This is a genomic window from Stenotrophomonas sp. P5_A9 (assembly GCF_056400525.1).
Genome location: NZ_JBFULC010000008.1, coordinates 53,729 through 76,579, shown reverse-complemented (window position 1 = coordinate 76,579; position 22,851 = coordinate 53,729). Strand labels below are relative to the sequence as shown.

The following is a 22,851-nucleotide window of genomic DNA, read 5'->3' as shown; positions in this document are numbered from 1 at the left end:
GCTCTCCTGTCGCCTGCCACAGCCGTATCCGAGCTTCGAGCAGCGCGCTATGGCGACTCGGCACACCCGCTTGCATTTTCGGGTGCTGGAGGATATTTACAGCAGCTGTAGTCACGGCAACCATCATGCGCAAGGCCGATCGTCTGTTCCAGTTGGTCAATCTGATTCGTGTGCGACAGCCAGTTACTGCGGCGGTGCTGGCCACAGAGCTGGGTATTTCCGTGCGCAGCATCTACCGCTATATGGATGACCTGTCCGTGGCCGGTATACCTGTCTATGGCGAGGCGGGCATTGGCTATAGCCTCAAGCCCAACTTTGAATTACCGCCCCTGACCTTGGATGCGTCAGAGCTCGAGGCATTGCAATTGGCGGTGGAGATGCTGGCCTGCAGTGGTGGCGGACACCTGCAGCCAGCGGCGCGTTCGTTGTTGCATAAGCTGCAGGCGGCATCCCCCTCCGGTCCTCCCAAGCCGCGCATCGCCCGAGCGCTGCGCGCAGTGCCTGTGTCGCTGCCGTGCTGGCAGCCACTGCATACGGCCGTTCGTGAAGGTGGCACCGTGCACCTGCGCTATCGCTCTCTGCAAGGGAGGCTTAGTGAGCGCACAGTGCTTCCGTTGGGCCTGTTTCACTGGGGGCAGCATTGGACACTGGGCAGCTGGTGCGCGCTCCGGCAGGACTATCGGGACTTCCGCTTGGATCAGATCGAATCGCTCAGCAATGCCGCGCCTTTGACGGTGCCAGAGCATGTGGCACTGGAAGCGTATCTCCAACACCAACAAAGCGCTTGGGACGGACGCGCCTACTGACACCCCGGTGGCAGCAGGGGGTGGGCAGACTGCACGTTCACCCCATGAGGAACCCTTCCTATGCAAGTCACTTCTTCCGTGCTCGAACTGGCCGTGTTTACAGTAAAACCGGAGGCGCACGCGCAGATGCCCAGGCTACGTGAACAGCTGCGCGCTGCCATCGCACAGTTCCCCGGGTTGATCGATTACCAGCCGTTCTCGCCGATCGGCGAGGACGACCGATTCGTTGACATCGCTCGCTGGCAAGACCTCGCCAGCGCTCAGGCGGCGGCGCAGGCGTTTGCCGGTGGCGATGCACGTTTCGCCCCTTACTTGGCTGCCATCGAGGAACTACACCTGATGCGGCATTTCGTACCGGGCTGAGGCCGCTGCGGACTCTTCACATTGAAGGACTCGAAGCAGGTTGCAGCATTGTCGACGCCTGCTACCAACGCCGCCCCGCAGGGCGGTGTTGGATCTGGACGTAGCCAATTCAGGTCGTCTAGACGGGTGAGCCCCGCTACTTCATTGCCTCCAGCGGCACCAGCGACGCCCATACCAGCAGCAGGGCAAGCCACAGCCATCGCCAACGACCCATGCCGTGCCACGCCGCGCGCCACGGGCCGGGCAGTTTTTCATGACTCATGTCTGCCGCCTTTTGGCTGCTGATCGCAGCGAATCCACTGTGCGAAGTCCGTAGAGATACACGCCGGTGAAGCACAGCCCGGTCAACAGCGTGCCGGCCAGCAACCAGAGCAGTCGGATGGGCCAACCGCCGAAGCTGCCGAAGTGCAGGGGATCGGCCATTTCGGCGATACGCTGATGGACCCCCAGCGCACGGCCGTCATGCATGCCGATCACGTGCCCGGTGCGCAGGTCCACGGCGATGTTGTTGGCCCGCTCCCGCACCAGCCAGGCGTCGGCCTCCCCCAGGAACAGGATGCTCCCGCCATCGCGTGCGGGAATGGCGCCGAGGATGTGAAGGCCGGGCCATTGCTGGCGGACGGTCTGCACCGCAGCGTCCACAGCGGCCGGGTCGACGGCGGCAGCGCGGTCATCGCCCTCGGCCAGTCGCATGGTCGGCGCGGCCGGTGCATCGCCGCCAAGGGATTCGATCAGATACCACGCGCCGGTCAAGCCGATCAGCAGCAAAAACCAGAGTGACCAAACCCCGGCCAGGCGATGGACATCGCCCCACAGGCGGCGCGGTCGCGAGGGGTCGGGCCGTTTGAAGAAGCCGCGCCACCACTTCTTGTAGATGTACAGGCTGCTCAACAGCGACAGCAGCAACGGGATGGACAGCGCCGCCACCAGTGGCACGCCCCAGGCCACCGGCAGCATCAGGTGGCGGTGGGTGTTGCGCAGCAGCCGTTGCGTATTGAACCAGCCCGTGTCGCCGGTCACCTGCGCGGTATACGGGTTGATCCAGACAAAGCGTCGCTTGCCATCGGGCAGGCGCATCTGCGCGCGCGCCGCGAACAGGCGCGTGTGACCGGCGGAGATGCCTTCCAGCTCCCAGTCCGGATGTGCCGCCTGCGCGGCATGGATGACCGGCCCCCAGCCGGCCTGCTCACCCCCATCGGCCACGCGCATGGGGGCGTGCAGCAGCCAGTCGATCTCCTGCGAGAACACCGCCAGCGTGCCGGTGAGGCAGACAAAGCCCATGAACAGGCAGAGCTTCAGGCCGAGCCAGCTGTGCAGATCGAACCACAGCCGGCGCCCACTCCCGCTGCGTGCAGGGCGGTGGGGGGGCGCTGGCGTAGGCTGGCGCATGGGCGGGCTCAGAAGGCGTACGCCGCTTGCACGTACACGCGGCGTGGCTCACCCGGAAAGTGGCCGGTGCGCTCGGTGAAGCCACTGGCCGCATAGACCTTGTCGAACAGGTTTTTGACGTTGGCCTGGAACTGCCACTGCTGCCACTGCGTCTTCCAGCTCATGTCGAACACGGTATACGGCTTTACCCGTTGGCCATCCAGGCTGACGCGCTCATCCACGTAGTCGGCGCCAAAGCCGATGGCGGAGTTGATCGCCGGCAGGTCGTAGCGCGTCCACAGGCCGAGCTTGTTCTGCGGCGCATTGGCGAAGCGATCGCCGGAGGCATTGGTGATGCCGTTGCTGCCGGCATCCTTCACCCGCGCATCGTTGTAGGCGTAGGTCAGGTTGAGCACCCAGCGGTCGGTGACATCGGCCAGCAGATCCAGCTCCATGCCCGTACTGCGCACCAGGCCCAGGGCGGCCAGCTGGTTGACGCCGTCCACGATCTCGCCGGTGGCCTGCACGATATTGCTGCGGTCGATCCGGTACGCGGCCAGGTTCAGGGTGACGCGCTCGGCCAGCAGGGATTTCAACCCGACTTCCCATTGTTTGCTGCGCTCGGCATCGAACGGGCCGCCCGCCTCGGCGCTCTGGTTGGCCGCGCTCTGGGGCATGAAGCCGCTGGCGATATTGGCGTAGACATTCACGCCTTCCCGCACGGTATACGTGCTGCCCAGACGCCAGCTGATGTCGTTGCCGTCCACGCGGGTGCCGGCAACGCGGTCATCGTCCTTGAAGCCATCCCAACGCAGTCCGGCCAGCACATGCCAGCGCGGGGTCAGGGTCAGTTCGTCCTGGAGGTAGCCGCCATAGCGCTTGCTGCGCGTGCTCGTGCTGCGCCAGGGCAGGGCGGCCAGGTTGTAGTCGCGCCACGAACTTGCGCCATACACCGGGTTGAACAGGTCGATGCCCGGCACCGGGCCGGCACCCCGCGCCAGATCCGCGCTGTTGGCCGTCTGCGCGGTGAAGTCGGCATCCTGCTGGTACACATCGGCGCCGAACAGCACCTTGTGCTCGATGCTGCCGGTGCTGACGCGCCACACGGCGTTGGCGTTGGCGGTGAATGCATCGTTGTCGCGGATCTGGTTGCGCAGCTGGCGGGTCATCCACTCGGGTACACCGTCGCGGTTGCGGTCGATCAGCCCCATCGGCTCGTGGTAGATCTGATGCTCGTTGTTCTCGAACCAGCGTGCACCCACATCCACGTCCAGGTTGGTGCTGGGCGAGAAGCGGTACTGGGCCAGCGCAACCTTGGCGCGCATGTCGAGAAAGTCGCTGGCTTCGTTGTGATTCCAGCGACGGTCGGTGAGAAAACTGCCGTTGTCGTCCACCGGCACGCCACGCAGGCGGTTGCCGCCCAGGTTCTGGGTGATGTCGGTGAACTGCAGGGTCAACTCGCCGGTGTCGCCCACGTCGAAGGCCAGCGACGCATCACCGATCACGCTTTCGCTGTCCGCGTTCCAGCGCACGCCCTGTTCGGTGTCGCCATAGAGCCCGGCGCGGTAGCGCACGCTGCCCGCGGTGTTCATCGGCCCGGTGGCCTCGATCGACGCCGCCCGGAAATCGTTGTTGCCGGCCTGCAGTTCGATACGGCGTTCGGGCGTGGCTTTGGGCTTGCGCGTCACGTAGTTGATGACGCCCCCGGCATCGCCGCCGCCGTACAGGGCGCCGGCCGGTCCCTTCAGGACTTCCACGCGCTCGATGTTGAACAGCTGCGGCACCGAAAAGCCGGCATAGGGGTCGCCGCGCAGCCCGTCATACAGCACGTTTTCCTGGCGGAAGCCGCGCAGGGTCACGCCGGCATAGCTGAAGAAACTGATGCCGCTGATGCTGCGGTACAGGTCGGTGATCTGGCGGGCCGCCTGGTCTTCAATCAGCTCACGCGGTACCACCTGGATGGACTGCGGCACCAGCGCCAGCGGCGTTTCCGTCCGCGTGCCCACCGTGGCGTCGTCCACCCGGTAGAGGGTCTGGGCGCGGCCGAGCACCTGTACTGCGTCGAGCTGCTGCACATCGGCGGAGGAGGGAGGAGCGGCGTGGGCCGAAAGGCAGGCGAGGGTCAGGGACAGGCCCAGGGCGGAGGGGCGAAGTGGTGGGCGGGTCATCGGGGGCGGGAGACTAGGTGCGAATGAGAAAGATTAACATGTGGGGAGGTCAAATGCCTGCGTCTCAACGGGAGGTCCGGCCCGCTTCGGATCAGCCGCTCTGCCGCCCGCTGGCCGACGTGTGGGGGGACGTCACCCGCCTTCGTCAGTGATGCGCCGTCATGCTGTGGGCATTCTGGGGCCGCGAAGGTGGGCATCCGCGGGATCTCGACCCGCTGGTTTAGCAAGTCCCAAAATGGGACTTTGATTGCCGCATGAGAGTCATCGCCATTGCCACGCTCAGGGATTACGGGGCGGCGAACCCGCAAGCCGAACAGCCCTTGAATGCATGGCACGACGAGGCGAAGGCGGCCACATGGACGTCGCCGCAGGACATCAAGAACGCCTACCGAAATCCGAGCTTCGTTGCCAATAACCGAGTGGTGTTCAACATCAAGGGCAACGACCACCGTCTGATCGTGGCGGTCGCTTACCAAGTAGGCATTGTCTACGTGAAGTTTATCGGCACGCATGCCGAATACGATCAGATAGATGCCGCAACCATAGAGGTTGACTGAGATGAACATCTCCCCCATTCGTACCCCTGCTGATTACAAGGCTGCACTGAAGTCGATCTCCAAGCTTGTGGAGGCTGACCCCGCGCCTGATAGCCCGGAAGGCGAGTACCTGGACGTGATGGCCACGCTCATCCAGGCGTATGAAGCCAAGCAGTTCCCCATAGAGGCGCCGGATCCGATCCAGGCAATCAAGTTCAGGATGGAGCAAGCTGGGCTTGAGCCGAAAGATCTTGCAGCATCGATTGGCAAGCCAAACCGCGTGTATGAAGTGCTTAACGGAAAGCGCGGCTTGTCCATAGAGATGATTCGCAACCTGCACAAGAACCTTGGGATTCCCGCAGAGAGTTTGATTGGTGCCTGATACGCTAAACCCCGCTTCGGCTGGGTTTTCTTCAGGTTCATCGCGAATTGGCTTGGAAGCTTGTTGGATCAACGGTGCCTTTTGGACTGCCTTTGCGCCGGAGCGTGTGCATGCTCATTCTCCAGTCGGCGTAGACGCAATGAACCAAATTTCGCGGTTCAAAAGAAACAAGCAATTTCCCATCTTCCGCATCAACCCGCATGGTGTCCATCGGAGTCTAGAAGCTCCTTGAAGAGTGTAAGTTGGACGTCCTGAGTCGGGAGGGTGGCTAATACAACACCCTTGCGGAAATACGCCCACCGAGCTTCGATCGGCTTCTAGCCTCCCGACACCCTCGCCATCCCGGCGAGGGCGATCCTTACAGGAGGTCCAACATGCACAGGTCCTGGGTGAGCCCGCCCGAATTCGTCCCGCCCAAGCGCAAGCCTTACGCCCGACCAGCCCCCACCTGCAAAGTGGGCGCGCAGCACTATCCCGCCCGCGAGGAGTACGGCAGCGATGAGGTCATTCCCTACGTGCGCCTGCGCGGCCGCTGGCTCGACAAGCTCGGCTTCGACGTAGGCGCACGCCTGAAGATTGAAACCAGCCCCGGCTGCATCACCCTCACGGTGGTGGAGCGCCCCGTGGTGGTGCCCAAGAAGATCCCCAGGAAGCTGCAGCGCACCGCCGGCTGATCGGGACGTGCCGCCAGCAGGCGGGCACAGCACGGCACTGCCGTGCGGATTGCATCCTATTTCACTAGCCAGCAGTAGGAGGAACTCATGAACGAGAGTGTCTTCATGCAGGTAACGATGGACGCCGGCTTACGCGCCCGCTTCCAGCAAGCGGCGGCACGCGAGCGTCGCCCCGCCACACAGGTGCTGCAAGCGTTGATGCGGGAGTATGTGACGCGTCATTCGGGGGCAGGGGAGGTGCTGGACGCTGCAGGCGCAGACCGGGATCTGGAGGAGATGGCGCACCGGCAGCAGGGGTGGCACTGCTGTCCGTTTGGCACGGGGTGAGCGCGGCACCGTCGCAAAGGTGCCGGGGAACACGGGAATTACGAGGCAATGCGCTGGCTTATGTGACGCATCTGGCCTTGCCGTTCCGCATACGCTGAACGTAATTTACGTTCAGCGTAGCGCTGGGTCATGCTTGTTTGCATGACCCGCACACCTACGTCCATCCGCTCTGTGTTCGCCCGCCGCCTTCGCGCGTGCCGGCTCGAGCAGGGCCTGACTCAACGCGCGTTGGGGGTGCTTGTGGGATTGCCAGAAGACGTTGCAGGCGTTCGCATCAACCGGTACGAGCGGGCCGTGCACAATTGCGATATCGAAACGGCGCAGAAGATTGCGCGCACCCTGGGCGTTTCCGTTGCCTATCTGTTTGCGGAAACGGACCAGCTTGCCGAGCTCATCGATGAGTTCGGCAAGCTGTCCGGAAAGGCGCAGGACGCATTGCTTCTGGAAGTGCGGCGTAAAGCGACCAGATAGCGCGCGCCCGCCGAGATCTGGCACCGCTTCCCACGCGCCCATAACTGCATTACCCATCAACCCATAGCCGTTGATCTGAGCTGGGCGGTCAGCAGGCGCGTCAGGCTGCGGCGCGCAAAGTACCCCTGCAGCTGCCTGGCCTTGATGGTCGTTGCCCTCAGCCGAGGGCGGCCATCGGTACCGTGGTCGATCCGGTAGCAGCGCGAAGCCCCGCACAGCTCTGCCTGGCTCGCGGTGACCGTCACCACGGTCACCTCCAGACTGGTGAAGTCTGCATCGGAGGCGATCTCCGGATTCTCCTTGCTGGCGCGCTCGATAAGCGTACGGAACCGGCCCAGATCTCGTTCGCCGCCGCTGGTGAGCGAGCCGACGTTGGTCGCACGGCGGACATCGTCGTCGTCGCCGTTAACATCCTGGCTCCAGCGTTCAGTGCGCTCGGGTATGACCGCGCGAACGACCTTGCCATCCGGCTCAATCAGGTCGATGACCACGTCAAGCAGATACACCGGTTCCAATCCCAGATTGGTCACGAAGCAATGCGCGTCCAGATCCTTGCCGGCGCCTGATGTGATCAGAATGGACGGTCGCTGCTGACGTCGGTAGCTGCGCAGGAAAAAGCTCAGGTAAACCACCCAGATCAGCGCCGTCACGCAGGTCATGGCGGCGGTTATCAGCGGGGCGAAATGAAGCAGGTTCTGAAGCACGATGGGCTGGATTCCGTAGGGCCGACGCAGGGGCACGCGCTAGCTGCATGATCGCCATTGACCCGCTTGGATCCTGTGAAACGCCCTGCGCCGATCGCGCAGGAGAACAGCGCGTGGCTTCAGAATGGGGATCGCCCGCAACGCAGGCGGCCTATGGGCAGTGGCAGATAATGGCCAGGCGACAGTCAAGGGAACGCGGGAGAGGGGCATTGATTCAACCTCCCGAACACGTGTCAGCCGCTGAGGCCTGGATCACTGCGGCGGTGCATCCGGGGACGCAGGGCCGCCAGCGGACCGTTGCGAAAACTCCACGAAACGCGCCGCCGAGATCGCCTGACGGCTGCCGCACGCTGGGCACTCCAGCACCGCGCCTCCGCCCGGTATGTTCGCAAGGCTTGGCGGGGCAGCGGCAGTGGTGACGTGATGGCAGGAAAGACATTCGGCCTGGACACTGAGCACTTTGGGCTCCTCGTCCGTGTCCGGCCGACCTGGCTGCACGTTCACTTCAAACAGATAGAACCGCCCTGTATTTGGCATGCTCACGCGTTCGCATTGAGGGCCCATGGGGTGACGGCGCGGGCCTGGGTCTGGATTTCATCATAGGCCGCCGCGACGGCCGGAGCCAGAGCGCCCGTGTCCCCGCCTGGCTTTGCCGGGGCCGGAGGGGCAGGGAGGGGCGTAAGAAGAGAGCCGCGATCGTCGGCTCCCTGATCGGCATTCACTCGCTGGATGGCACGTGAAGCGTGGGGCAATCCAACTACGGCAGTTCCACCACCACTTTTCCCTTCGCGCGCCCGCTTTCCACATGGGCCAGCGCGCCTTGGGTGTCCTCGAACGGGAACACCCGATCAATGACCGGGACGATTGCGCCGGACTCGACAAGCGATGTGATGTCGCTCAGTTGCGCCCCATCGGCCCGCATGAAGACGAAGGAATACGTCACCCCCTTCTGCTTGGCCTTGCTGCGGATGCCATGGCTGAGCAGGCGCATGACCTGCTTGAGCGGCCAGGCCAACCCGCGCGCGGTCGCAAAGGTGGGCGTGGGCGGGCCCGAGATGGAGATGAGATGGCCACCCGGCTTGAGGATCTGCAGCGAGCGCTCCAGTTCCTCCTTGCCCAGGCTGTTGAGCACCACATCGTAGTCGCGCAGTTCAGTGGCGAAATCCTGTTGCCTGTAATCGATGACCACATCCGCGCCCAGGTCCTTCACCCACGCCACGTTGGGCGTGCTGGTGGTGGTGGCCACGAACGCGCCAAGGTGTTTGGCCAGCTGGATCGCCACGGTGCCGACGCCGCCGGAGCCGGCCTGGATGAAGACCTTCTGCCCCGGTTTCAGCTGGGCGGTTTCGACCAGTGCCTGCCACGCGGTCAGCGCGACCAGCGGCAGCGAGGCGGCCTCCACCATGGTGAGGTTTTGGGGTTTGAGTGCCACGGATGCGGCGCTGACCGCGATGAACTCGGCGAACGTCCCGATGCGATCATCGTCGGGGCGTGCATATACCTCGTCGCCCGGTTTGAACTGGGAAACCCCGGCACCGACACGCTCCACCGTACCGGCCAAGTCGTTGCCCAGAATCAGCGGCAGGCGATACGGCAGGATCACCTTGAAGTCGCCCCGCCGGATCTTCGTGTCCAGCGCGTTGACGCTGGCCGCATGCACGCGGATCAGTACATCGTCGTCGCGCAGCGCCGGCGTTGGCACGTCATCGATCTGCCCCGTTTCGTTCTTGCCATAGCGGTGGATGAGGAAGGCTCTCATGCGCGATAGCGCTCTGCGGCCTGCGCCTGCCGGACGTCCGAGAGCAGGCCCTGGCGCGATGCCTCCAGCGTGTCCCAGCGTGCGGCCACATGCAGCGGCGGAATGGTCACGGTTTCGCGACGATCAAAGCCGACCAGGGCGGCATCCACCAGCTCGCCGACATCCATCACCTCCGGCAACGTGTTGATGTCGATGCCGGCACGCTCCCAGATCTCGGTGCGCGTGGTGGCAGGCAGCACGGCCTGCACAAAGACGCCCTTGGGTGACAGCTCCAGGCTGAGTCCCTGCGACAGGAACAGCACGTAGGCTTTGGTCGCACCGTAGACGGACATGCCGAACTCGGGCGCCAGACCCACTACCGAGCCGATGTTGACGATCGCGCCTTCGCCGGCGTCGGCCAAGCGGGGTGCAACGGCCGCGGCCAGGCGCGTCAGGGCGAGAGTGTTCAGCGTCACCAGCTGATCGATGCTGTCGGCCGATTGCGCGGTGAAGCCACCGGACTGGGCGATGCCGGCGTTGTTGATCAGGATGCCGATACGCGCATCGTCGCGCAGGCGGGTTTCCACGTTGGCCAGATCGGTGGGCTGGGTGAGGTCGGCCGGCAGGACGTCTACGGCGACCCCGGTGTCCTGGCGCAGGCGGGCGGCCAGCGTGTCCAGGCGCGTCTTGTCGCGCGCGACCAGCACCAGGTCGTGGCCGCGGCGCGCGAAGCGTTCGGCGTAAACGGTGCCGATGCCGCTGGAGGCGCCGGTGATGAGGACGGTGGGAAGCAGGCTCATGGTGTGTCTCTTGGAATGGGGTGGGCGAGAAGGGGTGCAGCGCGACGCTGTTGAACGGATTACTGCGGCGTCGGATCGGTCAATGCGGGGTAGTCGGTGTAGCCCTCCGCGCCGCCGCCGTACAACGTGGCGGGGTTCAATGCGTTCAAGGGCGCGCGGGTCTGCAGGCGTTCCACCAGATCGGGATTGCTGATGAAGGCACGGCCAAACGCGATGAGGTCTGCCTTGCCTTCGGCGAGGTGTGCGTTGGCCAGGTCCAGGTCGTAGCCGTTGTTGGCCAGGTAGGTGCCCTTGAAACGACCGCGCAGCCCATCGAAGTCGAAGGGCGCCACGTCACGCGGGCCGCCGGTTGCGCCTTCGACCACGTGCAGGTAGACGATGCCCAGCGCGCTGAGCTGGTCGACGATGTAGTCGTACTGCGGCTGCGGGTCGCTGACCGTGGCGATGGCGTTGGCCGGCGACACCGGCGAGATGCGCACGCCGGTGCGATCCGCGCCGATCTCCTGCGCCACGGCGGCGGTGACCTCCAGCAGCAGGCGCGCGCGATTCTCGATGGAGCCGCCGTAGGCGTCGGTGCGCTGGTTGGCGCCGTCCTTGATGAACTGTTCGAGCAGGTAGCCGTTGGCACCGTGGATTTCCACGCCGTCAAAACCGGCGGCGATGGCATTGGCGGCAGCCTGGCGGAAGTCGTTGACGATGGCCGGCAGCTCGTCGATCTCCAATGCGCGCGGTTCGGACACATCGACAAAGCCGTTGTGGACGAAGGTTTTGGTCTGCGCGCGGATGGCCGAGGCGGAGACGGGTGCGGCATTGCCGGGCTGCAGGTCCACGTGCGAGATGCGGCCCACGTGCCACAGCTGCACAAAGATGCGCCCGCCGCGGGCATGCACGGCATCGGTGACCGCGCGCCAGCCGTCAATCTGGTCCTGGGTGTAGAGCCCCGGCGTGTCCTGGTAGCCCTGGGCCTGCGCCGAAATCTGGGTGGCCTCGGTGATGATCAGGCCGGCCGAGGCGCGCTGGGCGTAGTAGGTGGCGGCCAGCGGGCTGGGCACCAGGCCGGCACCGGCGCGGTTGCGCGTCAGCGGGGCCATCACGATGCGGTTGGCCAGCGTCAGCGGGCCAAGGGGGTAGGGCTGGAAGAGCGTCGGGGTCGTCATGGGGTGTGGGGTCGTGATCGTTGACGGGGCGTTGCGGAGGGGCGGAAGCCCGCTCCGGGATAGGGCTGGCGCAATGATGATGACCGTAATCTTAGATGTCAATGGTTTGATGATGTGCGTAATCTAAGTGTGGTAAAGTGCCTTAYTTCCGCAGCACCGCGTTGCAGGGCATCGTTCATGAAGGTCACCAAGGCACAGGCGCAGGCCAACCGGGCGCACATCGTCGAAACCGCCTCCACCCTGTTCCGGGAGCGGGGATACGACGGCGTGGGCGTGGCAGACCTGATGGGGGCCGCGGGCTTTACGCACGGCGGCTTCTATAAGCACTTCGGGTCGAAGGCCGACCTGATGGCGGAAGCGGCGAGGTGCGGCTTGGCCAAATCGGCCGACGCCGCGGCCGGCACGGACCGGGAGAGCTTCGTGCGCTACTACCTTTCCCGCGAGCACCGGGACGCACCAGGCCAGGGTTGCACCATGGCAGCGCTGTGCACCGACGCGGCGCGTCAGCCGACGGCGGTCAAGGCGGCCTTTGCGGCAGGTATCGAGGCGCAGCTGGCGGTCGCTCCTACGCTGGAACAACAGGCCGACGCCGCCACGGCCGAGCAGGCGCGCGCGCGTCGGATCGCCTTGATGGCGCAGGCTGTTGGGGCGATGGTGCTGTCCCGGTCCTGCCCGGACGATTCGGCGCTGGCGGACGAACTTCTGGATGTCTGCCGGGCGGATGTGCTGGCGCGGATGCCAGGGGTGTCTACGGCCTGACGCGTGCCGGCCTCAGCCTGCGCAACCGATGCCACTGACCGCAAGAAGTGCCTCAGGCGAGTCCTCGCAGCGCATGCGTTGCCGCAAGGGTGCAGTGAAGCAGTGCCACCTTCGCGCCTTCTCTGCGCGGCTAAGCAGCGCCACTGCAGCTGCAAAGAAAATCGCGCCGGCGGTCAGCAAATTTTGACGCGCTCTTGGCGCCTGCTGCGGATACTTCTCCGTCATTGTTCCAGAGGAGAAGGGCAATGGCCGCCAGACAAAAGACCCCGTCAAGCCCCAAGGTGGTGAGGATCGAAGCGATGCCGCTGGACTTCGGCGAAGCCGCCGTGGTGATCGAGCTGGACGCCGAGCCACCCAAGCGCTGGTTCAAGGCGCTCAAACGCGAGATGACCTATTCAGAGGGATTGGAGACGGCGTCGGCGAAGTTTGACGGCTGCTTCGTTTACATCGTGGGGCTGGATCCTGGCCTCGGGAGCGCTGTCCGCTGTGCCAGCCGGCTGCTTGCAGCGGTGCAGGAGGGGCTTGAACAGACCGGCATGGGGTCTCCGGAAGCGTCCCATCTGGCCTCGGACGGCGCTCCGCATGCAACGGCTTGCCTGCAACCGCCGCGCCCACCGATGGGTAGTCGCCTGCTTATGTGAGAGGGGACGGTGAGACGGAGGCCGAAGGTGTATCCAGTCGACGCCTCAGCGGCGCAGGTAGCTCGCCAGTTTGAGGACGGCGGCTGCCCTGGACGCTTCGAGCAGTCGTAATGCCATGGTCTTTCGGGCGCCGATGCCGGCAACCGCTTCCTGAATCACGATCGTTTCATACTCCCTGGCGTTGCCATCGAAACATGTGGCCGTGATGGCAAGACCTGGCACACCTGGCACACAGACCTGGACAAGGACCTGCCCCGAGGCATGCCGCAGCTGATGATGGGATTCACCGCAGATGGCCAGGCGGACCCGGCCATGGTCGCTGCCCGTGACGCCCGGCTCGGGGTCAGTAGTGAGGACAAGCGAAAGCGCCGTGCCGACATCGCCGCGCCCTCAAACGATGCAGGCGCCGATGCGTGGCAGAAGGGGAAGGTCATCCAGATCGAAGACCCGACGGGTGGACATGCTCACGCCGGGAAGGAAGACCCCGACGCGCCGTCCGACGGGGACAAGAATGCGACGTCCAAGGGCAGCTCAGGACGGTGAGCGTGGACGTCGAGGCCAAGGCCAGGACGTCCGCCGGCTACTATCTCGTTTCGATGGCCAGGGCCCGATGGAACACTGGCAGCATAGGGTTGAGCTGCATTTCCCGTGCCAACGCGTGCTCCGCAGAACGCCTGAAAGGCTCGCCAATAGCCGAGAGCCGCGCGTTGCTGACGGCGTGATGCGAGCCGCACTGCCCACAGCGAAAAAGCGCACCACCTGGAAGCTCCATCAGGGAGCCAAGGGTTGAGGCAGTGGTTGTGCTGCAATGGCCGCATTCCACGGTCAGCGCCAGGATTCGCTCTACTTCGCCGGATGCGGCATAGCTCGCTTCAAAGGAGCGAATGACAAAAGATGCTGAGGTGGGCATCGTTGCTCCTGAACAGGGGGAATGATCAGAGCATCTCCGGAAACCCGTGACGGGATTGTCGTGATGGGCCGCAGTGTTGGTCCGTCACCACTGCCGCGCCGATTGATACCCACGTCGGTGGGCGTCGCCCTCTGTTCTGCAACAGGTTTGGAAGCGGATGAGAACACCCGCTTCTGGCCGGAAGCGCACCTTGCATCAATGAGAGACGGTTGTGGCAGCGACCAATGCGCTGTCCGTAGGGCGGTCAGTTTCAGGACCTCATCATTTCCTCGAAAGAGGCCGCCGTCATCTCCCCTACGTCCTTCCCATTTCACTCATCCCGCTTCAGCCAAGCGACCAGCGCCGTAAACGCAGGCGAGGGCTGCCGGCGGTTGGGGTAGTAGAGGTGGTAGCCGGGGAAGGGCAAGCACCATTTGTCCAACACGGCAACCAGCCTGTCCGCCGCAATATGCTCGGTGACCATCGGTTCGGGCGCATAGGCCAAGCCCAGGCCGTCCACGGCGGCATTGACGACGTGGGTCATGCTGTTGAACACCAGTTGGCCTTCGCCGCGTACGGTGAACTCCTTGCCCCCCTCCTCGAACTCCCAGGCGTAAATGACACCGTTTGGACGATGCCGGATGTGCACGCATCGGTGTTCCATGATGTCGGCGGGCTTCCGCGGCTTCGGATGCTTCGCGAAGTAATGAGGAGATCCAACCACGACCAAGCGCCAATCGGGTCCAACCCTGACCGCGATCATGTCCTTGCTGAGCGCCTCGCCCAGCCGGATGCCAGCGTCGAAGCGTTGTTCCACCACGTTGGTGAACCCGTAGTCCACGTAGAACTCAAGCGTGATATCCGGGTATTCGGCGAGGAACCCGGCAAGCCGCGGACGGATGATGGTCTCCAAGGAATCGTCCGTGCAGGAGATCCGTAGGGTTCCGGCCGGACGGTCGCGCAGCTCCCCCAGTGCCTCGACGCTGGCGCCGATGGCCTCGAAGTGCGGTGCGATGGAGTGCATCAGCCGCTCGCCCGCCTCGGTAGGGGAGACGTTGCGTGTAGTGCGGGCCAGTATCCGGATGCCCAGGCGTTCTTCCAGCAACCGCATCGAGTGGCTGAGTGCAGAGGGGGTCACTCCCAGGCGAACGGCCGCCTTGGTGAAGCTCTGTTCCTGTGCCACTACCAGAAAGGCCTGGAGATCGTTGGTCTTCACAGCGCTCATGGCCAATTGTGAGCTGAATTCAGCAATGCATCAACTTTCAGCCGGGTTATCGCGGTAGCGGCCGGCGACTATCGTGGTGACCTTCATCCCCCGAGGCCTCCCGCGCATGAAACCGAACCGTATTGCCTGTCTGATGGCTGGGGCGATACTTGTCAGCGTGCCGGTACAGAGGGTTCATGCACAGGAAGGAAGCGCTATGAATACTGAGTCGCACGTGGTTTCTGCCACCGTATTGGATCCCCGGCAGCAAGCGATCATCCCGATGAGCGCCTCCGCAGCCGCCGGCGACATGGCAAACCTCCGGGACGCAGTGAATCAAGCTCTCGACGCGGGGTTGAGCGTGGCCGAAGCGCGAGAGATCCTCGTGCAGGTCTACGCCTATGCGGGGTTTCCGCGCAGTCTGAATGCGTTGAGCGAACTGATGAGGGTGGCAGAAGCCCGCAGGCAGCGCGGCCTTCAGGATGAAATCGGTCGCGAGCCGGGCCGGCCGATTCCCAAAGGCGACGCGTTGCTCGCTGCAGGCACGGCCAATCAGACCAAGCTGGCTGGGGGGCCGGTCTCCGGGGCTTTGTTCGATTTCGCACCGCAGGCAAATGAGTATTTGCGTACGCACCTGTTTGGCGACATCTTCGAGCGCGACAACCTGGATTGGCAAAGCCGGGAGTTGGCAACGGTCAGCATGCTGGCGGCCATGTCCGGGGTAGAGCCCCAGTTGCAGTCGCACATCGGTATCAGTATGAACATAGGGCTGCGCCCAGAGCAGCTGTATGGGATAGCGGATGTTCTCGAAGCGCGCGTCGGCCTGGAGGCTGCCGAGCGCGTCCGCCTAGGCATTCAACGTCACCTGGAGGCCCGACCCGAATGATGTTCAGGCCAGAGGCATCGTCGAGTGGCATGCACGAACGGGAGGCTTAAGTGAACACGATACTGATCGGCACTTTCATCGGCGTGGCGGCATGCGCCTTCAGTGTTGGCGCTGAGGAGGCTCAGATGACGAGGCTCTCGAAGATCACCGTCAATGCAGACCATCTTCCCGCGTATCGAGCTGCCCTGGCTGACGAAGTTCGCGCCTCCATGGCGCTTGAGCCAGGCGTGCTGTCGCTGTATGCGGTGTTTGACAAGGAAGATCCGACGCGGCTGACAATCCTTGAGATCTATGCAAGCCGGCAGGCTTACGAAACGCATGTGAAGAGTTCGCATTTCCTCAAGTACAAGAACGGGACCCTGCACATGGTCAAGTCACTGGAGTTGGTTGATGTTGACCCTCTCTTGCCGGAACTGAAGATCAAGTAGCAGTCGGTCTGCCGGCGGGAAATGAAATAAGTCATAGACCTTGGAACGGGTGCAGAGCAAAACGCGGGGGTTGAGATCCAGAGCGCGTCGGCGCCCCAGGCGCCGTGATTTGCTATGTTGACCACGCCCAATCCAGGGGAAACACGAGGTGTGGCGTTTCAGTGATAGAGACCCGCCTGCTCCAACAGTTCGTTGCCGTTGCCGAAGAGCTGCACTTCAATCGTGCCGCCGAGCGGCTGCACATGGCCCAGCCCCCGCTGAGCCAGGCGATCCGCAAGCTTGAGAGCGCCGTCGGTGCGCCTCTGTTCGTGCGCACCAATCGCAGTGTGGCACTGACCGCGGCCGGCGCGGCGTTCCTTGTCACTGCGCGCAGCACCTTGCGCGCGTTGGAGGAGGGCGTGGCGCAGACGCGGCGGGTGGCGGAAGGGATTGAGGGCCACCTCACGCTGACCTTCATCAACATCGCGCCCTACGCCCCTCTGCTACGCGCGCTTCGCGGTTTCCGACATGCTTCCCCCGGCATTTCGTTCACGATGGTGGAAGCCACGACCCAGGAGCAGGTGATCGCGCTGGAGCAGGGCAGGGCGGATATTGGGTTCATGCGGTCGCCCGGAACGTCTGTCCCGCACCTGCGCCTGGCCACCGTGTCGAGCGAACCGATTGTCGTTGCGCTGCCTGCCGGCCATCGGCTGGAAGCGGCCCCGACCATCGCGCTGCAACTGCTTAAGAACGACGCGTTCGTCGCCTCACCGCGGACGCTCGGCAAGGGGTTCCATGACCAGCTCCTCAGCCTGTGCCACGCAGCGGGGTTTGTTCCCGACATCGTGCAGCACGGCCGGCAGATGCAGACGCTGATTGCCTTGGTGGCCGCTGGGTTCGGCGTAGCGCTACTGCCCGCGTCCCTGGCGACAAATGCGCGAACGGACGTGGTGTTCCGCCCGCTCCAGGTGGACGCTTCCGATGCGCTGTCCCGCCTGGACCTGTTCATGGCCTGGAACGAGACCCGGGCATCGGCGATCCGCGACCGGTTGATAGAGGCGGTCCTGGAGACCTTGTCACCGCCCTGATCGGATGAGACGCGCCGCGTCTTGGTGCGGTATGCAGACAGTCCTTCACCCGCACCAGGCAAGCCACTAGTCTTCGGCGGCCCCGCTGCTGAGGATCTGCAATGCCCGCCGCCATCTATGTATTTTCGCTGTGCGCATTCGCGTTCGGTCTTTCCGAGTTCGTCGTCGCAGGGCTGTTGACCGCCATTGCCGACGACCTTGATGCGCCGATTTCCCTCGTCGGTACGGCCATTGCCGCTTACGCACTGGGTGCCGCCATCGGGGCACCGTTCATCACCGCGCTGGTCGCCCACTGGCGGGACAGGCATATCCTGTTGCTGGCTACGGCCTTGCTTGGGGTGGGCAGCCTGCTGATGAGTGCGTCGCCCACTCTGGTGGTCCTGCTGGCTGTCCGCTTCGTGGTCGGCCTGGGCCACGGCGTGTTCATGGCGGTGGCCTCCGACGCGGCCACCCGGCTGGTGGAACCACAGCGATCCGGTCGGGCGCTGTCGGTGGTGTGGATCGGGCTGACGCTGGCACTGGCCATCGGTGTTCCGCTCGGCACCTATCTGGGAAGCCTGTGGTCCTGGCGCATGATTTTCATGGCGATTGGCGTGCTCAGTGCGGGGGGCATGCTTGGCCTGGCGCTCTGCATGCCACGCGGTAAGGCGGAAGCGGGTTCAACCGGCGGTGGCGCGTGGAAGGGCATCAAGGCCATCGCCCATCCGCAGCTGCTGATCACCGCCGGTATCGGCGCGCTCGTCAGCGTTGCCACGTTTTCGTTCTTTACGTTCGTCTCGCCGTATCTGCAGCAGGTCACTGCGGTGGGCGTGCAGTGGCTGAGCCTGGGGATGCTGTTGTTCGGCATCTGCGCGATCGCCGGCAATCTTCTGGGAGGCTTCCTTGCCGACGCGACGGACGTGGATCGCAGTATCCGGCTCGCGCTGGTCGCGTTGGCGTTGAATCTGCTCGGTTTGTACGCTTTCGCAGGTATGCCGGTGCTGATGATGCTTCTGATTGGCACGCTGGGCATCTGCTTCTTCTCCATCGTGACCCTGCTGACGCTGCGGCTGCTCAGGCAGGCCCAACGCTTCATTCCCGCCTACAGTTCGGTGGCGGCGGGGTTGAACATCGCTTCTTTCAATCTGGGGACTGCGCTGGGCGGTGCATTGGGCGGCCTCACGATCAGTTATGCGTCATTGGCGTCCATCCCGCTGACGGGCGCGTCGGCCGCGGTGCTGGCGGTGATGGTGCTGTACCTGCAGAAGCGACGAATGAAAGAGCTGGAATCGTCGGTTCCCTGATCGGCATCGACGCGTTGGATGGCACACGCTGTGATCGACATAGGCGCGTGCAAGGCGGCGCATTCCGGTCTGAACGCTGGAAGGCACGGGAGAGCGTCCACCGCACCTGGGGGTGTCGTGCGACCGGAAGTGCAGGCAACGCAGGAGCCCCGGATTATCCAGGGCTCTTGTGCTTTCTATCGGTTGGCCAGGTTTGCCCGGGTTACTCAACCCGCCTGACCGAGCCGCACCTTCAGCTGATCGATTTCCGCCTCGCTCACGCCGATGGACTTCAGGTAGCCCTCCGCGCCGCCATACTGCTTATGCAGCGCCGCCAGGAACATCTCCATGTTCTCCGGCGCCGTGCCCGCCATGCCGGCCATCTTCCTGCCGATCTCCGGGTTCTGCTTGATGAGTTCCATGATCTGCGCGTTCATCGCGCTGTCCTTGGGCTGCCCCTCCAGGTAGTGCGCGGAGATGGCGTAGTTGTGCACGATGTCCGCGCGCGAGACACCGGCCAGGTCGAGCAGCAGGCCGGCGATGATGCCGGTGCGGTCTTTGCCGGCCGTGCAGTGGAACAGCACGGTGCCGTCGCGCTCGGCGGCGATGCGCTGGAAGACCTGCTTGAACTGCGGCTGGCTGTGGTCCAGCCACTGCACGTAGGCCGCGCCCAGTGAATCGGGGAAGGTGGTCATCATCTTCTGCAGGTCCATCTTCTCGGTGCCCATCAGCGAGGTGCGCTGGTAGGCGAAGCGCGCATCGGTGGCCAGCAGGTCCGGCGACTGCGCCTGCTCATCGGCGGTGCGCAGGTCGATATCCAGGGTGACGCCAGCAGCGGCCAGCGCGTCGCGGTCGGCGGCGGTCAGGCGGCCCAGGTCGGAGGTGCGCACGAACGCGCTGGCCGGGATCGGGCCCTGGCTGCCCTGCAGGCCAACGAAGGTGCGGGTGTTCCATGCGCCCTGCAGCGGAATGACGCGCTGTGCATCGGCGGCGACCGGCTGCACGTTGGCGGTGCGCGGAGCGGCGTTGGTGGTGTCGGCGGCGGGCGCGCGTGCGAGCGCTGCGCCCGCGCCGGTGAGCAGGGGCAGGCTCAGGGCAACGGCGAGGGCGAGTGGGGCGGTTCGGTTCTTCATCGGGTTCTCCATGCGGTCAGAAGGTGAYGGTGACGTCCAGGCCATAGGTGCGCGGATCATTGAAGATGCCGCTCTGGCCAAGGGAGGCGTTGTTGAGCTTGTAGAACAGGTGCTCTTCATCGAGCAGGTTGCGCGCCCACAGCGAGACAGCCAGGGTGGAACCGGCGCTGTTGAGCGGGACGTCCACCAGGGCCACGCGTGCGTTGACGATGAACGAGCTGTCGGTGAGCATCTGGTCGTATTCGCTGGTGTAGTAGCCGTCGGACCAGTTGCCGTCCAGATGGAACTTGAGCGCGGCGAAGTTGGCGAACGGCACCAGGTAGTCCAACGACAGGCTGCCGGCGTTCTTCGGCGCCAGCAGCGGTTGCACGGTGACCTGTACGCCGGCGCCGAACGGGTCGACGGCGCGCTGTGCGTCGATCTTGGTGTAGGCGTAGTTCAGGCCGACGGTGAGGTTGTCCACCGGCACCACGTTGAACTCCAGCTCGGCACCGCGCGAGCTGCCGTTGCTGAGCGCGTTGGTGGTGACCATGGTGGTACGGGTTTCGCCGCTGTTGGGGTCGAAGGGCAGCGAGAAGTCCATCTGCTTGTGTTCGATCTTCGAATCGAACAAGGCCAGATTGAGGCGTGCGCGGTTGTCCCAGAACTGCGATTTGAAGCCGAGCTCGAATGCGGTCACTTCTTCCGGGGCGAAGGCGGTATAGGTGGTGGAGCGCGAGTTGGCGCCGCCGGCCTTGAAGCCGGTGCTGTACTTGGCGTACACCATTGCGCTTTCGCCCAGGTCGTAGGCGATGTTCACCATGGGATCGAAGCGGCCCCAGGCATCGTCGAAGGCCAGGTGGGTGGCGGCGCCGTTGACGATGTACAGGCTGCCTTTCTTGTCATCGCGGGTGTAGCGGCCGCCGGCGGTGAGGTGCAGGCGCTCGAGCGAAGCCGGCGTCCAGGTGGCCTGGCCGAAGATGCCCAGGCTGTCGGTCCACGCCTTGCTGGCGCGGTCGATGCGCACGTTGCCGAGGTTCAACGGGTTGGTGGCCGGGTTGAGCGTGTAGCTGTTGCCGCCGGGGCCCCACAGCAGCATGTTGGGCGTCTGCGCGTTGTCGCCGGCGGTTTCGTGATAGTAGAAGGCGCCCGCCAGGAACTGCACCTGCGAGGTGGTGCCGATCAGCTGGAATTCCTGGCTGTACTGGTGCTGGTAGACCTGGGCAAGGCTGTAGCGGGCGAAGGGAGTGTTCGGACCGCCGTACGCGGAGATCGCGTCGACCAGGCCCATGTCGAACTGGCCCTGGGTGAGTTCGCGGTAGGAGCTGATCGACTTCAGTTCGAGGGTGTCGCTCAAGGTCCAGCCGAGGTTGAGCAGGTGGCCGCTGGTGCGGCCGATGTTGTCTTCCTGCGGGCCGCCGAGGATGGACGAATCGCGGCGATCCTCGCTGGCACCGGCTTTCTGCAGCGGGCTCACGAAGGCACCCGGTACCAGCAGTTGGGTGTGGTACGGCGTGGTGGCGTCATAGGAGGTGTCGAAGGCATACAGCGCGGAGAAGGTGTCGCTGGGCTGCCACAGTGCGCTGATGCGGGCGCCGCGCTTGTCGTAGCTGTTGAAATCGCGCTCGCCGCGCATCGGGTTGTCGGTGGTGCCGCCGCGCTTGGCCTGCACCGCGTCGATCTTGACGCTCACATCGCCCACCTTGGGCAGGTCCAGGTGCAGGCCGGTGGTGTAGCCGCTGTAGTTGGACACGCCCGCGCTGACGCTGCCGCCGAACTCGCCGGTGGGCTGTTTGGTGACGATGCTGAGCGCGCCGCCTTCGGTGTTGCGGCCGAACAGGGTGCCTTGCGGCCCCTTCAATACCTCGATGCGCTCCACGTCATACAGCATGCTGCCCAGGCCCTGGGCGCGGCCCATGAACACGCCATCGACGTAAACGCCCACGCCGGCGTCGCGCGCGGGCTGGTTGGCATCGCCGGACGCGCCGATGCCGCGGATACCGATGTTCAGTGCGGAACTGCGGGTGGCGAACGGGGTGACGCGCAGCGAGGGGATCGAGCCATCGGCGAGGCTGCCGATGGAGATCGCGCTGCGATCCTTCAAGGCTTCGGCATCCACGACGGAGACCGAGATGGGGGTTTCCTGCAGGTTGGTGGCGCGCTTCTGCGCGGTGACCACGACCTGGTCCAGCGCGACCACATCGCGGGCGGCGATGTCTGCATCGGCGGCGGGTTCGGCGTCGTTGGCGAGGGCAATGCCGGGCAGGGCGGTGGCGATGGCAAGGGCTAACAGGTGGAGGTGCAGCTGGGCGTGGCGCATCGGATGGGTTCGCGGGAGGGGGGAAGGCCGGCGCAGTCTGGACGCGTGAAATGACAGATGAATGACCGTTCATTCACCTGTCGAATGCCGTACCATCCGTCGTCAACTGGACGCCTTCTACGACAAGCAATGACGCTTAACCCCCTTGCCGGCACCCCCGCCGAAGATGCTGCCGCGGCCCGTGCGGAGGCCCAGCGCCAACGCATCCTCGACGCGGCGCAACGCTGCTTCATCGCCCGTGGCTTCCATGCCGGCTCGATCAGCGAGATCGCCGCCGAAGCGGACATCAGCCAGGGACTGATGTATCGCTACTTCGCCAACAAGCGCGCGCTGATCCTGGCGCTGATCGAGCGTCAGCTGGCCCATGACCAGGACTCCATCGGCCAGATGCCGGCAGCATCGGATCTGGTGGAGGGGCTGCTGCGTTGTCATGAGGTGTGGGCGCGCGGGGGGACATTGGAGACCGCCGGCAATGCCATCGCCAACGTCGCGCTGTATGCGGAAATCACCGCTGAAGCCCACCGTGACCCGGTGGTGGCCGAAGTATTGCGGCGGCACGACCGGCAGACCAGCGCGGCGATCGGCGCCTGGCTGCGGCATCACGACATCGCGCGCGAACGGGATCCGGAGGAAGGGGATATCCAGGCCCGCATCCTGCTGCTACGGGTGCTGGTGGAGGGCCTGGCGATGCGCGCCGTGCGCGATCCCGGCCTGGCGAAGGAGACGCTGCGGAGCTTGCTGGCGGCTGCGATCGCGCGCGTGCTCGGGGAGTGACCGGGCGGGGCGTTC

26 protein-coding genes are annotated in these 22,851 nt (G+C 64.6%); 15 read left to right on the top strand and 11 right to left on the bottom strand.

From position 1 onward, the window contains the following. Nucleotides 1–125 precede the first annotated feature (125 nt). Complete coding sequence (locus AC1DR7_RS04275) at nt 126–806, top strand: helix-turn-helix transcriptional regulator (RefSeq protein WP_457319295.1); 681 nt, start codon at nt 126–128, stop codon at nt 804–806. A 60-nt stretch (nt 807–866) separates the two neighbouring features. After that, nucleotides 867–1,169, top strand: coding sequence for an antibiotic biosynthesis monooxygenase family protein (locus tag AC1DR7_RS04270; protein WP_457319294.1), 303 nt, complete (start codon nt 867–869; stop codon nt 1,167–1,169). A 136-nt stretch (nt 1,170–1,305) separates the two neighbouring features. Here the strand turns inward: AC1DR7_RS04270 and AC1DR7_RS04265 are convergent, their stop codons facing one another. Genes AC1DR7_RS04265 through AC1DR7_RS04255 form a run of 3 tightly spaced genes read right to left on the bottom strand, consistent with a single transcriptional unit; the run spans nt 1,306 to nt 4,705 of the window. Then, complete coding sequence (locus tag AC1DR7_RS04265; protein ID WP_256774474.1) at nt 1,306–1,431, bottom strand: hypothetical protein; 126 nt, start codon at nt 1,429–1,431, stop codon at nt 1,306–1,308. Beyond that, complete coding sequence (locus tag AC1DR7_RS04260) at nt 1,428–2,558, bottom strand: PepSY-associated TM helix domain-containing protein (RefSeq protein WP_457319293.1); 1,131 nt, start codon at nt 2,556–2,558, stop codon at nt 1,428–1,430. Before AC1DR7_RS04260 ends, AC1DR7_RS04265 begins: the two co-directional genes overlap by 4 nt. Before the next feature lie 8 nt (nt 2,559–2,566). After that, complete coding sequence (locus tag AC1DR7_RS04255) at nt 2,567–4,705, bottom strand: TonB-dependent siderophore receptor (protein ID WP_457319292.1); 2,139 nt, start codon at nt 4,703–4,705, stop codon at nt 2,567–2,569. Between the two features lie 254 nt (nt 4,706–4,959). Here AC1DR7_RS04255 and AC1DR7_RS04250 point away from each other — a divergent pair, with 254 nt between their 5' ends. The 5 genes from AC1DR7_RS04250 to AC1DR7_RS04230 all read left to right on the top strand — a co-directional run bounded on the left by AC1DR7_RS04250 (nt 4,960) and on the right by AC1DR7_RS04230 (nt 7,095). Then, nucleotides 4,960–5,262, top strand: a complete 303-nt coding sequence (locus AC1DR7_RS04250; RefSeq protein ID WP_478054861.1) for a type II toxin-antitoxin system HigB family toxin — start codon at nt 4,960–4,962, stop codon at nt 5,260–5,262. A gap of 1 nt (nt 5,263) precedes the next feature. Beyond that, nucleotides 5,264–5,623, top strand: a complete 360-nt coding sequence (locus AC1DR7_RS04245) for a helix-turn-helix domain-containing protein (RefSeq protein WP_313245415.1) — start codon at nt 5,264–5,266, stop codon at nt 5,621–5,623. Between the two features lie 374 nt (nt 5,624–5,997). Beyond that, entirely contained in the window at nt 5,998–6,297 is a 300-nt protein-coding gene (locus tag AC1DR7_RS04240; RefSeq protein ID WP_478051066.1) for a SymE family type I addiction module toxin, read from the top strand. Between the two features lie 87 nt (nt 6,298–6,384). After that, nucleotides 6,385–6,624: a hypothetical protein gene (locus AC1DR7_RS04235; protein WP_256774468.1), complete on the top strand. Its 240-nt coding sequence runs from the start codon at nt 6,385–6,387 to the stop codon at nt 6,622–6,624. Between the two features lie 141 nt (nt 6,625–6,765). After that, the gene (locus AC1DR7_RS04230) at nt 6,766–7,095 is read left to right on the top strand and encodes a helix-turn-helix domain-containing protein (RefSeq protein WP_478051065.1); all 330 of its coding nucleotides are present in this window, start codon (nt 6,766–6,768) and stop codon (nt 7,093–7,095) included. Between the two features lie 56 nt (nt 7,096–7,151). On the opposite strand, the gene AC1DR7_RS04225 is transcribed toward AC1DR7_RS04230, so the two are convergent. From AC1DR7_RS04225 to AC1DR7_RS04210, 4 genes are all read right to left on the bottom strand, one after another. After that, the gene (locus tag AC1DR7_RS04225; RefSeq protein ID WP_457321638.1) at nt 7,152–7,799 is read right to left on the bottom strand and encodes a hypothetical protein; all 648 of its coding nucleotides are present in this window, start codon (nt 7,797–7,799) and stop codon (nt 7,152–7,154) included. Nucleotides 7,800–8,556: 757 nt separating this feature from the next. Further along, nucleotides 8,557–9,558, bottom strand: a complete 1,002-nt coding sequence (locus AC1DR7_RS04220) for an NADP-dependent oxidoreductase (protein WP_478051064.1) — start codon at nt 9,556–9,558, stop codon at nt 8,557–8,559. Next, complete coding sequence (locus AC1DR7_RS04215; RefSeq protein WP_478051063.1) at nt 9,555–10,337, bottom strand: SDR family NAD(P)-dependent oxidoreductase; 783 nt, start codon at nt 10,335–10,337, stop codon at nt 9,555–9,557. The genes AC1DR7_RS04220 and AC1DR7_RS04215 overlap by 4 nt, the downstream gene beginning before the upstream one ends. Nucleotides 10,338–10,396: 59 nt before the next feature. Next, entirely contained in the window at nt 10,397–11,494 is a 1,098-nt protein-coding gene (locus tag AC1DR7_RS04210; RefSeq protein WP_457319738.1) for an alkene reductase, read from the bottom strand. Between the two features lie 177 nt (nt 11,495–11,671). Here AC1DR7_RS04210 and AC1DR7_RS04205 point away from each other — a divergent pair, with 177 nt between their 5' ends. The 3 genes from AC1DR7_RS04205 (at nt 11,672) to AC1DR7_RS04195 (ending at nt 13,437) form a co-directional block, all read left to right on the top strand. Next, nucleotides 11,672–12,253 (top strand): TetR/AcrR family transcriptional regulator, encoded by a 582-nt coding sequence (locus tag AC1DR7_RS04205; protein WP_457319736.1) that lies wholly within the window; start codon nt 11,672–11,674, stop codon nt 12,251–12,253. 245 nt (nt 12,254–12,498) lie between these two features. Next, nucleotides 12,499–12,894, top strand: coding sequence for a hypothetical protein (locus AC1DR7_RS04200; protein ID WP_457319734.1), 396 nt, complete (start codon nt 12,499–12,501; stop codon nt 12,892–12,894). Between the two features lie 150 nt (nt 12,895–13,044). Further along, entirely contained in the window at nt 13,045–13,437 is a 393-nt protein-coding gene (locus tag AC1DR7_RS04195) for a DUF1264 domain-containing protein (protein ID WP_457319744.1), read from the top strand. A gap of 40 nt (nt 13,438–13,477) precedes the next feature. On the opposite strand, the gene AC1DR7_RS04190 is transcribed toward AC1DR7_RS04195, so the two are convergent. Continuing rightward, nucleotides 13,478–13,804 (bottom strand): hypothetical protein, encoded by a 327-nt coding sequence (locus tag AC1DR7_RS04190; RefSeq protein WP_457319732.1) that lies wholly within the window; start codon nt 13,802–13,804, stop codon nt 13,478–13,480. A 310-nt stretch (nt 13,805–14,114) separates the two neighbouring features. Beyond that, nucleotides 14,115–15,008, bottom strand: coding sequence for a LysR family transcriptional regulator (locus AC1DR7_RS04185; RefSeq protein ID WP_457319731.1), 894 nt, complete (start codon nt 15,006–15,008; stop codon nt 14,115–14,117). 196 nt (nt 15,009–15,204) lie between these two features. Between AC1DR7_RS04185 and AC1DR7_RS04180 the strand changes: the two genes are divergently transcribed. From AC1DR7_RS04180 to AC1DR7_RS04165, 4 genes are all read left to right on the top strand, one after another. Then, on the top strand, nt 15,205–15,873 hold the full coding sequence (locus AC1DR7_RS04180) for a carboxymuconolactone decarboxylase family protein (protein WP_478052623.1): 669 nt from the start codon (nt 15,205–15,207) through the stop codon (nt 15,871–15,873). Between the two features lie 50 nt (nt 15,874–15,923). Next, the gene (locus AC1DR7_RS04175) at nt 15,924–16,301 is read left to right on the top strand and encodes a putative quinol monooxygenase (protein WP_478051061.1); all 378 of its coding nucleotides are present in this window, start codon (nt 15,924–15,926) and stop codon (nt 16,299–16,301) included. 161 nt (nt 16,302–16,462) lie between these two features. Next, a complete protein-coding gene (locus tag AC1DR7_RS04170; protein ID WP_457321689.1) occupies nt 16,463–17,368 on the top strand; it encodes a LysR substrate-binding domain-containing protein in 906 nt (301 codons plus the stop codon). Nucleotides 17,369–17,469: 101 nt separating this feature from the next. Beyond that, nucleotides 17,470–18,651, top strand: a complete 1,182-nt coding sequence (locus AC1DR7_RS04165) for an MFS transporter (RefSeq protein WP_478051060.1) — start codon at nt 17,470–17,472, stop codon at nt 18,649–18,651. A 206-nt stretch (nt 18,652–18,857) separates the two neighbouring features. On the opposite strand, the gene AC1DR7_RS04160 is transcribed toward AC1DR7_RS04165, so the two are convergent. Continuing rightward, nucleotides 18,858–19,763 (bottom strand): tyrosine-protein phosphatase, encoded by a 906-nt coding sequence (locus tag AC1DR7_RS04160; protein WP_457319771.1) that lies wholly within the window; start codon nt 19,761–19,763, stop codon nt 18,858–18,860. Between the two features lie 16 nt (nt 19,764–19,779). Further along, complete coding sequence (locus tag AC1DR7_RS04155; RefSeq protein WP_478076403.1) at nt 19,780–22,062, bottom strand: TonB-dependent receptor; 2,283 nt, start codon at nt 22,060–22,062, stop codon at nt 19,780–19,782. Nucleotides 22,063–22,119: 57 nt separating this feature from the next. Here AC1DR7_RS04155 and AC1DR7_RS04150 point away from each other — a divergent pair, with 57 nt between their 5' ends. Next, nucleotides 22,120–22,836: a TetR/AcrR family transcriptional regulator gene (locus tag AC1DR7_RS04150; RefSeq protein WP_478051058.1), complete on the top strand. Its 717-nt coding sequence runs from the start codon at nt 22,120–22,122 to the stop codon at nt 22,834–22,836. The last annotated feature ends 15 nt before the right edge of the window (nt 22,837–22,851 follow it).